Below are 14,185 nucleotides of genomic sequence, written 5' to 3' on the forward strand. Positions count from 1 at the left end.
TTATATTCCTTTTACCATGTGAAATAAACATCTCTGCTTACAGTGCTGCGTCTAAATCCATACCGCTATTTTGCAATTTGTACATGGAATGATAAACTCCTTGTTCGGCAATTAATGTTTCGTGTGTTCCGCGTTCAATAATTCGTCCTTTGGATAAAACTAAAATTAAGTCGGCATCCTTAATTGTCGAAAGTCGATGCGCAATCGCAATCGTCGTCCGTCCTTCTCTCATTCGTTTTAATCCAGTTTGAATTAAGCTTTCGGTTTCTGTATCAATGTTTGCAGTTGCCTCGTCTAACACAAGAATTTGTGGATTAGTAACTACCGTTCTCGCAAAAGAAATCAGTTGTCTTTGCCCACTCGAAAACGATGCACCCCGCTCAATAACTTTATGATTATACTGATCTGATAACGTTTGAATAAATCCATCCGCTTGAACAAATTTTGCAGCGTCTACAATTTGTTCGTTTGAAATAGTTTTGTTATATAAACGAATGTTCGTATTAATATCTCCATAAAACATAAAACTATCTTGTAAAACAAGCCCTGTCTTCTTCCGTAATTCTGTAATTTGGTGTGACTTAATCGATTTTCCATCAATTAAAATATCGCCACGTTCAAATTCATAAAAACGCATCATTAAGTTAATAATCGAACTCTTACCACTTCCAGTATGGCCAACAAGCGCAACAGTTTGACCTGGCTCTGCAGTAAAGCTAATGTTTTTAAGGACATCACGACCACCTTCATAAGCAAAAGAAACATCTTTAAATTCAATTTTCGCCCGTGTGATTTTCGCTTCTGGATCGTTTAATTGAGCTGGAACTTCTTCTGTTTCATCCATAATACGAAATACCCGTGAGGCTGCTGTAATTGCTTCTTGATACATCGCCAGTCGTTCCATCACATTATATATCGCTTCAAGAAAACGATCAAAATAACTAATAAAAGCATAAATCGTTCCAATTGCCACAGGACCAATTAGTGATTCTGCACCAAAGAAACTAAGAATAATAACAACCGCTAACGCATAGATTAAATCGATTGCAGGACCTAGAAGTAACGCGTTAAATTTGATGTTCTTCATTCCTACATCGTAATAATCTTTATTAATTTTTTCAAATTCTTTTACTAATCGACGCTCTTGATTAAACTGTTGTACAATCGACATCCCAGAAATAGATTCTGCGATTTTGGCGTTTAATTGGCTTAATTTTTCTCGTCTTGCCCGGTAAAATTTAGAACTATATTTCCGGTAAACAAAAATGATAAAGACGATTAAAGGAAACAGCAGCAAACTATACAGCGCTAATTGCACATTAAGTGCGAACATTGCTGCATAAATACCCACAAGCATAAACAAACTTTGAATGGCTGTCGAAAGAACATTAATAAACATGTCTTTCACTGCCTCCGTGTCATTAGTCACCCGAGAAACAATACTCCCAGCTGGCGTTTTATCAAAGTAACGCATCCCCAATGAATGTAATTTGGAAAAAATATCAATCCGCATTTGTTGCACGATTTCAAGAGCAATTTTTTGGAAGTAAAGTAGTTGAAAATACCACACAACCGATTTGCCTATTGTAAGACCCAAATATCCTGCTCCAAGAATGAGCAATGCCTGCATTTCAATGTTCATAGGTGTTAAATAATCATCTAAAAATATCTTTATCAAAATCGGAGCAAAAACATCTGCAAGCGTGACAAGAAGAACGAGTACGCCAGTCCAAATCAAACTTGGAATATGGTATTTTGTGTAACTAAGCATCCGTTTTAACACTTCGCGATGTTCTTTCCCCGACATCACTAGCATTTCATCTTGCTCACTTACTTTTTCCATCTGTCACGCCTCCTTCCTCTATCGCTTCTTCTAATTGTTGCTCACGGAACATTTCCGCATACCAACCATCTAGCGTCATTAACTCCTTATGTGTTCCACGTTCAACAATTTTCCCTTCATCAATCACGATAATCAAGTTCGCATGTTCCACTGAGCTTAGTCGATGAGCGCTGATGATAGTTGTTTTATCTGAACGATTTTCTTTTAAATTGGTTAGAATTTGTTCTTCAGTTTTAGCATCTACTGCTGAAAGCGCATCATCTAATACAAGTAATTCAGGATTCATAATAAGCGCTCTAGCAATTGCTAGTCTTTGCTTTTGTCCACCTGAAAGTGAAACACCACGTTCGCCAACAATGGTATCATAGCCTTGTTCAAAACCAAGAATATCATCGTCAACGGATACAAGTTGAGCTATTTGAGTCACTTCCGTTTGTGGTGCTTCTGGTTTGCCGAAACGAATGTTATCACGAACAGTTGCTGAAAATAGGAATTGATCTTGCGGTACGTAACCTATTGCTTCTCTTAGTGCGCGAATGGTATAATCTTGAATCTTTGTACCAGCAAAAGCTATTTCCCCTTCGTACGTATCATATTCACGCATTAACAGTTTTATTAATGAGGTTTTTCCAGCGCCTGTTCGCCCAACAATACCAAGCGTTTCTCCTGCTTTTAGTTCAAATGCAATCTCCGCGAGAACTGGCTCTGTTTCATCTGGATACGTAAATTTTTTTATTGCTACTTGCAAATTACCATCCGGAACGGTATCCACTGCGCTTGCGTGATCCAAAACATCTTCCTTTTCTTCCAGTAAATGCTGCACCCGATCATATGATGCATTTCCGCGTTGAATAATATTGTATAAAAAACCAAATGCTAGCATCGGCCAAATAAGTAAGAATAAATAGTTCGAAAAAGCAATAACTTGTCCGATAGTAAGTTCCCCATCAACAACAAATTTTGCACCAAATCCGAGTGATAACACAAAAGATATTCCTACAATAATTGAAATCATTGGATCAAACATCGCATCTACTTTTGCTACAGAGATATTTTTTTGGACAACTTCTTTTGTTTGTTTAGCAAAATCTTGAATATCTTCTTTTTCTTGTCCGAATGTCCGAGTCACTTTAATTCCAGAAATACTTTCCTGTGTTTTATCATTCAACATCGAGAAAGCAGCCTGGGCGCCGTGGAACCGGTCGTGCAGTTTTTTTCCTAGAATGGAACTTCCAAGAACCATAAACGGCATTGGTAATAGAGCAATCAACGTCAGTCGCCAATCAATCGTTATCGCCATTGTCGCAATAACTGTCCCTCCAGTTAAAACCGAATCAGAAAGTGTCAATACCCCAATTCCAGCCACTTGTTGGATTGCCGTAATATCATTCGTTGCATGCGCCATTAAATCTCCCGTTCGATATCGTTGAAAGAAAAACGGCGACATTTTTGTAAAATGTTCAAATAATCGTAAACGAAGCGTTCGTTGTAATTTATTATCAGAACCAAAAATGAGCATTCTCCAAACATATCGCCCACCATATGCAAGTACAGCTGCCACAACTAGAATAAGCATCCACTTTATCAATTTCTCTTTTGTCAGTGAGTCATTCGTTACCGCATCTACTGTGTAACCAATTATTTGTGGTGGAACTAACTGCAAGAGTGCTATTATAAATAGGATTGCAACCCCAAATGCATAAGATTTCCAATTTTCTTTAAAAAACCAGCTTAATGCTTTAAATATCTTCAAACCCCTTTTCCCTCCCTTTTTTCCTTAAAATTAGACAAATAAAAATAATGGACCCATTTCTGCCCATTATTACCCGAAAAAATATATTTATTTGCCACCACTTTGTATAAATAAAACCAAATTAAAGGAGAGTTTCCTTGCCCGTGAAATGGTCCGGTGAAATAAATGCTATTTTAACGCGCAATAATGCCTTGTTGGAAATCATATTATAATTATTCATCGTCCATTCCTCCTTTGTTTTTATTATGCAACGATATTAGTTTAACCGATTTTTTTTGAAAGCGCAACAAATAATTGCTAATTGTTCAAAAATTATTTTAATTGAACAATTTATTATTTAATACTTTTTCTCCTATTTTTTTAAATTTTCAACATAAAAAAACATTATAAAGTCAAAATTTTATAACGACATAGTGTCCTTCATAAAACTGCTATAATGACCTTAAAATGTATTTATCATAATTTCGATTACACAAGAATCTATCCATGCTAGGTAATCATCAAGCTATTGAGACTACCTGCACGGATATTATTGAAATAGCACTTACAAAGCTTTATTATATTGATTTCCCTTGGCTTTGCAAGTCACTCTTCTATTGTCACAACTGGATTTTCAACCGCCTCTTCATAAAGCTCCACTTCTTCTGTTTGTCTCACTTCTTTATTTGAATCTAGCTCTTTTGTTTTTTCGTCAAATGAGATGGTTGAATTTGCCCCTGCTACTAACAAACTGCCATCATCTTGTTCATAGGCAGTAAAAATATAAATTTGTCCTACTTTTGGAAGTTGATCACCTTCGAAAACATCATATGCAGAACCGTCTTCACGTAATCCCCCTTGTTTTTCTATTGAAATATTTTCTGCTGTAGGCAACTCATTTTTTAAATTGGTAATCACATCTAGTTCATATTGGGTATATGCCTCACCGATATATTCTATTTCACCATTGGCTTGTTCTATTGGAGTCTTATTTTTATAATTTGTGCCGATTTCTTTTGTCACTTCACCTACGAAAACGTAATCCGCATCACCAACTACTTCTTCGGGTTTATCCACATCTAAGGTATAATCGGAATAAATCTCATATATTGGAACTTCTTTTTTAGGAGTTGCAGCTTTATTTGTATATGTATTTACAACTAGAAAACAACTCATGACTAAAAGACACGTTGTAAAAACAATGATTGCGATTGTTTTCTTCTTCATTTTTACTTCCCCCTTTTAATTAATATTTTTTATATGCAGCATTATAAGATTGTTTATCATTTACAGATAAAGTTGTTTTGGAAGTACTATATTGATACATTACATCACTTGAAGCATTATGGCCTAATCGTAAGCCATGTCCCAGTTCATGTGTTGCAACATTTTGTTTCCCAGCATTATTTTTCTTATCCATATTTTTTTTATTAAAAGTGATTTTACCATTACTATAGGTGGTAGCGTTGACATTATTATTTACATAAACATCACTACAATAAACATCTGATTTATTGGTAGTAGATGCTGGTCTAATTATCCCTTTTTTATAAGCATTCCAAGTAGCTGCTCCTTTTTTTATATATGCCATATACTTGGAATTACCTGAATAATCCAGATGCTTAGTAGAATCTACCAAATCCCAACTATTAATTTTAGCTGCAGCCTGTGCTTCTTTGCCATGTATGAAAACGGTACATAGGCAAACAAAAGCTAGTATTAAGATATACATTTTTTTCATGTTGTAACACTCCTTTTTGTTTTTTTAAATTATATTTTGATAATTTCATGTATACCGATACAATAACCTCAGCCCCTTCTTACTTTCCGCATTTAATGTTTAAATACTAACACACTAATTTTATGTATAACCAAAAATGTAATGAAATGTCCGATTCTTGTCATGAACGACTAAATTTAAGCTTTTTTTAGAATTATTCTTACACATTATGAATTAAAGCTTATCCATTTATAGTATAATCAACACATTTTAAGTAACTATTAATTATTTATTCATTTCAAAACCTCTTTGTCACAAAAACTCCTTATTTATAGCCTTATTCCCAAAATATTATTGGTTTTTTTCACATAAACTTAAAAACCCATTGAATAACTATGTATAGTTTATACGTTTTAAATTTAGAAATACGTCTACTAAGGGTTATATTGTTTTTTTAAAAATAAAAAAACTGCCTCTCACTAGGAGAGACAGTTTTTTACGCTTCATATTAAAATGAAATTATTTTTTCACTTGGCTCATAACTTCTTCTACAAAGTTATCTTCTTTTTTCTCGATTCCTTCGCCTACTTCGAAACGTACGAATGATGCTACTTTACCACCGTTTTGTTTCACGTATTCACCAACAGTAATGTCTGGGTTTTTAACGAAAGGTTGGTCTTCTAAGGAAATTTCGCTTAGATATTTTTTCAAACGACCTTCTACCATTTTTTCAACAATATTAGCTGGTTTTCCTTCGTTTAATGCTTGTTGCGTTAACACTTCTTTTTCGTGTTCAACTTCTTCTGTTGAAACATCTTCACGAGAAATGTATTTAGGATTGATTGCAGCGATATGCATAGCAACATCTTTTGCAACTGCTGCATCCTTAGTTCCTTCAAGAAGTGTAAGTACACCAATACGTCCGTTCATGTGGATATACTCACCAAAAGCAGATTCATCCGCTTTTTCTTTTACTTCAAAACGACGAAGAGAAATATTTTCACCGATTTTTGTAATTGCTTCTGTGATATAATCTTGAACAGTTTGTCCATTAGGCATTTCAGTTTTAAGTGCTTCTTCTAGGCTATCTGGGCGAACTGCAAGAATTTGTTTAGCAAGCGCATCCACTAATTGTTGGAAGTGATCGTTTTTAGCAACGAAATCTGTTTCAGCATTTACTTCTAGTACTACGGCATGTTTTTCATTACTGATAACATGAGTCATGCCTTCAGAAGCGATACGATCAGATTTTTTCGCTGCTTTAGCGATTCCTTTTTCACGAAGAAAATCAATTGCTTTTTCCATATCTCCTTCAGTTTCTACAAGTGCTTTTTTACAATCCATCATACCAGCACCAGTTTTTTCACGTAATTCTTTTACCATTTGAGCTGTAATATTAGCCATTTATTTTCCCTCCAATTTTTCTCTTTAAAAAAGGTGATAAGAATAGTGCCTTATCACCTTGAAAGTTTCAAATAAAATCTTATGCTTCCGTAGTTTCTTCTGTAGCTTTTTCTTCTACAGGAGCAACTTCCGCTTCCGTTAACTCTTCCCCTTGGTTTACTTCAATGATAGCGTCTGCCATTTTAGCAGTTAATAGTTTAACCGCACGAATAGCATCATCATTTGCAGGGATTACGTAGTCGATTTCATCCGGATCACAGTTTGTATCAACAATACCGATGATAGGAATATGAAGTTTACGAGCTTCTGCAACCGCAATACGTTCTTTGCGTGGGTCAACGATGAAAAGTGCATCAGGAAGACCTTTCATGTCTTTGATTCCGCCTAAGAAGCGTTCTAATTTTTCTTGTTCTTTTTTAAGAAGGACAACTTCTTTTTTAGGAAGGACTTCAAAAGTTCCATCTGCTTCCATTCTTTCGATTTTTTTAAGGTGTTGAATACGTTTTTGAATAGTTTCAAAGTTAGTTAAAGTACCACCTAACCAACGATGATTCACGAAATATTGTCCAGAACGGATAGCTTCGTCGCGAACGGATTCTTGAGCTTGTTTTTTAGTTCCTACAAACAGGATAGTTCCGTTGTCGCTAGCTACTTCACGCATGAAGTTGAAAGCTTCGTCTACTTTTTTCACTGTTTTTTGTAGGTCAATGATATAAATACCATTTCTTTCTGTGAAGATATATTTCTTCATTTTTGGGTTCCAACGGCGTGTTTGGTGGCCGAAGTGAACGCCAGCTTCTAATAATTGTTTCATTGAAATAACAGGCATTGTGTTATTCCCTCCTATTGGTTTATTTTTGCGGATAACCGCCCTCCGCATGGATCAACCAGCTGAAAAACTTGAGTAACTAATCGTCAAGCACCTTCCCAGTCTGTCACCGTGCGTGTGTGATTTAACACTAACAATAAATATAGCATAATAACACTATATTTGCAAGTTAAAGTTACATCTTTCCCTGCTACTAGTCTATAATGTAAACCTAGCAAATACAAAGTAATTTTTTAGCATTACTGTACTGTATTTTAGTTTTGATGTTCTCGTATTCTTGAAAAAAACTTAACTTTCTTTTCTTTCAAATGCAAAATACATTTGAAAGGTATGATTAATATGAAAAAATGGGGATTACGTATTTTAGTTATTCTAATTATTATGTTGGTTCTACTTTGGGCTACTGGAATTTTAAAACTAAGTTATGTAAATTTAAATGACACAGAAACAGTTGCAGAGATAACTCAAATTAAAAGAACAATTGAAGAAAAAGAATCAGGAGATGTTTATAAATTTTATATTACCTATAAAACAAAAGATCAACAAACTATAAAAACACATTTCCGAAAAGCTATTAATGTATACGAAGCCAATTACTATCAAGTTGGAAATAAGATTAAAATTCGTTATTCAAACTGGACACCTTCTGTTTGTGTAGCCATTTAATTACCATAACATCTCTTTTCTCGTAAATATCGTACAAAAAGCGCCAGATTTATCTGAGCGCTTTTTGTATAGTATTCAATGACTTATAACTCCACGCGTTCCATTGCATCTTTCGGTGTGCCAAAGAAATAAGTTAGGATAAATCCGCCTAAGTATGCTGCAACTAAACCAATGACATAAGAAAGCCATTCGTTATTAGCGATTAGTGGGATAAGTGCTACTCCAGATGGGCCGATTGCAATTGCTCCGACATTTCCAAAGAAGCCAATTACTGCCCCGCCAATACCACCTCCAAGACAAGCTGTTAGGAATGGCTTACCAAGTGGAATGGTTACACCGTAAATCAAAGGCTCACCGATACCTAAAATACCAACAGGAAGACCACCTTTGATCATATTTACAAGTGGTTTATTTTTACGACAGCGAATCCATAAAGCAATGGAAGCACCAACTTGTCCGCCACCTGCCATAGCGAGAATAGGTAATAAGATTGTGTAACCATTTTGAGCAATCATTTCTACATGAATTGGTGTTAAAACTTGGTGTAAGCCGAACATAACCATTGGTAAGAATAGTGTTCCTAAAACAAATCCTGCAAAAACACCACCAACTTCAATAACCCAGTTAATACCATTGACTAGTCCGTCTGATACTAATCCTGCAAAAGGCATAATTAAGAAAATAGTTATTAGACCAATAATTAACAAAACAAGTGTGGGTGTAAAAATAATGTCAATGGCATTGGGAATAATTTTGCGCAAGTTTTTTTCGAGTACACACATAAGCCAAACAGCTAGTAAAACTCCAATAATACCGCCTTGCCCTGCTGATATTGGGTTTCCTGTGAAAATATTGGTAATTGTATGCCCTTCTACTAATCCAGAAAGAAGTGTAATCCCCGCAATTCCTCCACCAAGTACTGGTGTGCCGCCAAATTCATTTGCAGTGTTAATCCCTACATAAATTGCTAAGAAAGCAAATATGCCTTTATTAATGACACCTAGAATATCCACATATTGATTCCAAACTGCTGCATCTATATACCCAGCCGTTATGTTGTTTGTTATAATGGCTGCTATACCTGCAATTAAACCTGCACCAACAAAGCCTGGAATTAATGGGACAAAAATATTTGATATAGATTTTAATAGCCGTTTAAAGCCGGAAGAATTATTTTGTTTAGCTTTCATTTCCGCTTTTGTTTTGGAAGCTTTTTCTTCTACTAGTTCTTTACCAGTTTTCGTCTCATTATCAAGATTTTCTTGAATAGTTTCACCGATTTTGACACCGGCCATCTCAGCCATAGCAGCAGCTACCTTATTGACAACACCTGGTCCAACTATAATTTGTAATGTATCATCTTCCACCACGCCAATGACACCTGGTACTTTTTTTAATTCTGCAATATCCACAAGATTACTATCAATAATACCTAGTCGCACTCTTGTCATACAATGAGCAATTCTTGAAACGTTACCCATTCCACCGACGTGAATAAATATTTGTTTGCCGATTTCTGCTTCTTTTGTCATTATTCCAGCTCCTTATTTTTTGATGGTATTTCGAACAAATCCTTTTGCTGCTTTTAATTTTTCTAATGCTACTTCTTTACTTGAATCAGTTAAAATCATTACGATAGCAATTTTGACATGTCTTCCAGATGTTTCATAAAATCTACTTGCTGTCTCATAATCGACTTCTGTTGCTTCCATAATAATTCTCTTAGAACGTTCTTCTAATTTTTTATTTGTTGATAAAACGTCTACCATTAAGTTCTTATAAACTTTCCCAATACCTACCATTGATGCTGTTGAAATCATGTTCAGTACTAACTTCTGTGCTGTACCGGCTTTTAATCTAGTAGAGCCAGTTAAAACTTCAGCTCCAGTCACAATTTCCACCGCTATATCCGCATGTGCAGAAATTTCAGCATTAGCATTACAAGAGATTGCGCCTGTTTTTGCACCAATTGAGTTTGCATAATCCAATGCACCAATTACATATGGTGTTCGCCCACTCGCTGCAATACCAATAACAAAATCATCTTTAGTTAATTGAATTTCCTTTAAATCAGCCTGTCCAAGTGATATAGAGTCCTCTGCTCCTTCTACAGCAGTTACAAAAGCTTTCTCTCCGCCAGCAATTAAACCAATAACTTGTTCTTTTGCAACACCAAACGTAGGGACACATTCTGCTGCGTCAAGCACACCTAACCTTCCGCTAGTCCCAGCTCCGAGATAAATTAATCTTCCTCTTTGTTCAAAACTGCTGATGACACCGCTTACAATACGTTCAATTTGAGGTAAGACTTTCTTGATAGCAGTTGGAACTGTTGCATCTTCTTCATTCATAACTGCTAAAATTTCTTTTGGCGAAAGTGTATCTAAATCAACTGTTTTTTTATTTCGCCCTTCTGTTCCTAAATTCTCTAGCATCTAACCACTCCTTCCAACACAGTATAATATAAATGAAATAAAATTTCAACATATATTTTATAATTTAAAACTTTTGTTTATAAAAACTTTTTAATGCTCAGTAAAAAAGATAGGAACTAGCTTCATTTCATAAGCTAGTTCCTATCTCTATTTATTCTCTAAAACGGTTTGTCGCTTCTCGAGATTGTTTAATTTGTTCAATCATTTCATCATAGTGGTGAGACGCATAGTAGTAAAATAAAATATCAACCACTAGCAATTGTGCCTGTCTTGAACTAGTTGCCGTACTTCTGATTTCGGCTTCTGGAGCACGTGACGTTTCTAAAGATAAATCGGCTTGTTCTTTTAATTTATTATGACCAAAACGTGTGAGACTAATGACTAGAACATGATTTAATTTAGCTTGCTCAACCAGTTGTAATACTTCGGACGTTTCGCCACTATTAGAAATAGCAATAAAAACAGCTCTTTTCTTTCCTGTAGCAAAAGCCATTGCAAGAACATGCGCATCTTGAGTGGCTAAAACATGCTTTCCTGCTCGCAGCCACTTTTGAGAGATGTCTTCTGCTACTAGCCAAGAAGCACCAACACCATAAGTATAAATTGTATCTGCGTCGCCTAGTAAATCACATGCCTCTAAAATTTTGGTTTCATTTAGCTGACTTGCCGTATCATTCATTGTTTGAATCATATTAGAAACTAATTTTTCTGTAATAGTATGAAAGTCTTCATTTGGTTCAATATCGTAATATCCTTTTTTTTGTGGTTTCACTAAATCAAGTGATAGTTGTCGCTTTAATTCAGGAAAGCTTTGAAGACCAATTGATTTACAGAAACGAACAACTGCTGCCCCGCTCGCGTCTGCTTGTTGAGCTAGTTTATGAATCGATGCTGTAGTTGTAAATTCAGGATTCGCTAATACTGCTTGTCCAATTTTTTTTTCTGATTTTGGCAAGTCGTCTAAAATGCCTTCTATTCGATTGATAATACTACCATTACTCATCAGCTTTTCTCCATTCCATTTTTCGTCATTATACCAAATAACCAACTAAAAATAAAACTGCCAGCTAAAAAGCCAGCAGTTTTTACTTTTAATTCGCAACAATATTAACCAGTTTGCCAGGAACAACAATCACTTTACGAATTGTTTTACCTTCAAGATTTTCTTTGATTTTATTGTCTTCTTGAGCGATTTTCTCTAGTTCTTCTTTAGCTAGTGATTTCGCAACAGTGATTTTATTTTTCACTTTACCATTCACTTGAAGTACGATTTCTACTTCATCTTCTACTAGTTTGGTTTCATCATAAGTTGGCCAAGATACATAGCTGATTGTTTCTGTATGACCTAGGATCTCCCACAATTCTTCTGCAAGATGTGGAGCGATTGGCGAAAGTAGTTGAACGAAACCTTCGATATATTCTTTTGGAATGCTTGGTTGTTTGTATGCTTCATTGATAAAAATCATTAGTTGTGAAATTCCTGTATTGAAACGAAGATTTTCGTAATGATTAGTTACCGTTTTTACCATTTGATGATAAGCTTTTTCCAAATTAGCATTAGGTTCAGTTGTTACTTTCTCAGCAAGTGTACCTTCTTCAGTAACAAGCAAGCGCCAAATACGATCAAGGAATTTGCGTGAACCTTCTAGTCCATTTTCATTCCAAGCAATAGAAGCTTCTAGTGGTCCCATGAACATTTCATACATGCGGAGTGTATCTGCACCGTATTTTTCTACTACTTCATCCGGATTGACCACATTCCCTCTTGATTTGGACATTTTTTCATTATTTTCGCCAAGAATCATTCCTTGGTTAAATAGTTTTTGGAATGGTTCTTTGGTTGGAACCACACCAATGTCATACAAGAATTTATGCCAGAAACGCGCGTAAAGCAAATGAAGCACCGCATGTTCAGCACCGCCAATATAAACATCTACCGGTAGCCATTCTGCAAGTTTTTCTTTATCGGCAATTGCATCTTTATTTTTTGGATCGATATAGCGCAAGAAGTACCAGCTTGACCCAGCCCATTGTGGCATGGTGTTTGTCTCACGGCGACCTTTGCGACCATTTTCATCTGTAACATTTACCCAATCATGTAAGTTAGCAAGTGGGGATTCACCAGTTCCTGATGGTTTGATCTCGGTAGCTTTTGGCAAGAGTAGTGGTAATTCTTCTTCTGGTACAAGCGTTGTCTCACCATCTTCCCAGTGAATAACAGGAATAGGTTCTCCCCAATAACGTTGTCTACTAAACAACCAGTCGCGCAAACGGTAAGTGATTTTGCGGCTACCGATTCCTTCTTTTTCCAACCAGTCAATTGCTGCTGTGATTGCTTCTGATTTATCTAGTCCATTCAAGAAGTCAGAATTGATATGTGTGCCGTCCCCTGTGAAAGCTTCTTTAGTAACATCTCCACCTTCAAGGACTGGACGAATGTTCAAGCCAAATTGCTTCGCGAATTCATAGTCACGGTCATCATGCGCGGGTACTGCCATAATTGCTCCGGTTCCGTACTGGATTAGTACATAATCAGCAATCCAAACGGGTACTTCTTCGCCGTTAATTGGATTGATAGCATAGGCACCTGTGAATACGCCCGTTTTATCTTTCGCAAGGTCGGTTCTTTCTAGTTCACTTTTTAGCTCGACTTGTTTTTTATATGCTTCCACTGCGTCTTTTTGAGCGGCTGTGGTGATTTTTTCAACAAGTTCATGTTCAGGTGCAAATACAGTATAAGTTGCACCAAAAAGCGTATCTGGACGTGTCGTGAAGACGTTAAAGGTTTCGTCGCTGTCTTTCATTTTAAAAGTTACTTCGGCCCCTTCTGAACGTCCAATCCAGTTACGTTGCATATCTTTAATATTTTCAGGCCAATCGACTAGCTCTAGATCATCTAGCAAACGGTCAGCATAAGCTGTTATTTTCAGCATCCATTGGCGCATTGGTTTACGGAAAACAGGGAAACCACCGCGTTCACTTTTACCATCAATAACTTCTTCATTGGCAAGTACAGTACCAAGCGCGGGACACCAGTTGACAGCAATTTCAGCTTCATAAGCCAAGCCATGTTCATATAGTTTTTCAAAAATCCACTGTGTCCATTTATAATATTCTGGGTCAGTCGTATTAATTTCGCGTTCCCAGTCATAGGAAAAACCAAGTGATTTAATTTGGCGAGTAAAATTGGCAATATTAAGTGCGGTAAATTCTTCTGGATCATTTCCAGTATCAATCGCATATTGTTCAGCAGGAAGACCGAAAGCATCCCAACCAATCGGATGAAGCACATTTTTACCTTGCATCCGTTTCATTCTAGACAAAATATCTGTTGCCGTATAACCTTCTGGGTGTCCTACGTGAAGCCCTGCCCCTGATGGATACGGGAACATATCTAGCGCATAGAAATTTTCTTTATTTTTATCTTCGGTTGTTTTGAAGGTATTATGTTCACTCCAATATTGTTGCCATTTCGGTTCCACTTTTTTGTGATTAAATGTCACTTTACTCATCCTCTTTTCCTTAAAATATCGAATTTTGGATACAAAAAAATCCC

11 protein-coding genes are annotated in these 14,185 nt (G+C 36.0%); 1 reads left to right on the forward strand and 10 read right to left on the reverse strand.

Translation table 11 applies throughout. The features are described 5' to 3' along the window. Positions 1-37: 37 nt before the first annotated feature. The 6 genes from JL53_RS09115 to rpsB all read right to left on the reverse strand — a co-directional run bounded on the left by JL53_RS09115 (position 38) and on the right by rpsB (position 7,528). Positions 38-1,843 carry an ABC transporter ATP-binding protein gene (locus JL53_RS09115; protein WP_038407452.1) on the reverse strand — a complete coding sequence of 602 codons (1,806 nt, stop codon included), beginning with the start codon at positions 1,841-1,843 and terminating at the stop codon, positions 38-40. Further along, positions 1,827-3,596, reverse strand: a complete 1,770-nt coding sequence (locus JL53_RS09120; protein WP_038407453.1) for an ABC transporter ATP-binding protein — start codon at positions 3,594-3,596, stop codon at positions 1,827-1,829. The genes JL53_RS09115 and JL53_RS09120 overlap by 17 nt, the downstream gene beginning before the upstream one ends. A 585-nt stretch (positions 3,597-4,181) precedes the next feature. Beyond that, positions 4,182-4,802 carry a hypothetical protein gene (locus tag JL53_RS09125; protein ID WP_003719950.1) on the reverse strand — a complete coding sequence of 207 codons (621 nt, stop codon included), beginning with the start codon at positions 4,800-4,802 and terminating at the stop codon, positions 4,182-4,184. A 19-nt stretch (positions 4,803-4,821) separates the two neighbouring features. Continuing rightward, entirely contained in the window at positions 4,822-5,316 is a 495-nt protein-coding gene (locus JL53_RS09130) for a matrixin family metalloprotease (RefSeq protein ID WP_038407454.1), read from the reverse strand. Positions 5,317-5,814: 498 nt separating this feature from the next. Further along, positions 5,815-6,699: a translation elongation factor Ts gene (tsf, locus tag JL53_RS09135; protein WP_038407455.1), complete on the reverse strand. Its 885-nt coding sequence runs from the start codon at positions 6,697-6,699 to the stop codon at positions 5,815-5,817. Positions 6,700-6,778: 79 nt separating this feature from the next. Further along, positions 6,779-7,528: a 30S ribosomal protein S2 gene (gene rpsB, locus JL53_RS09140; RefSeq protein ID WP_003723971.1), complete on the reverse strand. Its 750-nt coding sequence runs from the start codon at positions 7,526-7,528 to the stop codon at positions 6,779-6,781. Between the two features lie 339 nt (positions 7,529-7,867). Here rpsB and JL53_RS09145 point away from each other — a divergent pair, with 339 nt between their 5' ends. Next, a complete protein-coding gene (locus JL53_RS09145; protein WP_038407456.1) occupies positions 7,868-8,194 on the forward strand; it encodes a DUF3592 domain-containing protein in 327 nt (108 codons plus the stop codon). Positions 8,195-8,277: 83 nt separating this feature from the next. Here the strand turns inward: JL53_RS09145 and JL53_RS09150 are convergent, their stop codons facing one another. The 4 genes from JL53_RS09150 to leuS form a co-directional block, all read right to left on the reverse strand. After that, positions 8,278-9,726: a PTS transporter subunit EIIC gene (locus tag JL53_RS09150; RefSeq protein ID WP_038407457.1), complete on the reverse strand. Its 1,449-nt coding sequence runs from the start codon at positions 9,724-9,726 to the stop codon at positions 8,278-8,280. Positions 9,727-9,738: 12 nt separating this feature from the next. After that, positions 9,739-10,629, reverse strand: a complete 891-nt coding sequence (gene murQ, locus JL53_RS09155; protein ID WP_038407458.1) for an N-acetylmuramic acid 6-phosphate etherase — start codon at positions 10,627-10,629, stop codon at positions 9,739-9,741. 151 nt (positions 10,630-10,780) lie between these two features. Continuing rightward, a complete protein-coding gene (locus tag JL53_RS09160; RefSeq protein ID WP_038407459.1) occupies positions 10,781-11,632 on the reverse strand; it encodes a MurR/RpiR family transcriptional regulator in 852 nt (283 codons plus the stop codon). Positions 11,633-11,720: 88 nt separating this feature from the next. Next, entirely contained in the window at positions 11,721-14,132 is a 2,412-nt protein-coding gene (leuS, locus tag JL53_RS09165) for a leucine--tRNA ligase (RefSeq protein ID WP_038407460.1), read from the reverse strand. Positions 14,133-14,185: the final 53 nt, after the last annotated feature.

It is taken from the genome of Listeria ivanovii subsp. londoniensis, from assembly GCF_000763495.1.
Classification (GTDB): Bacteria; Bacillota; Bacilli; order Lactobacillales; family Listeriaceae; genus Listeria; species Listeria londoniensis.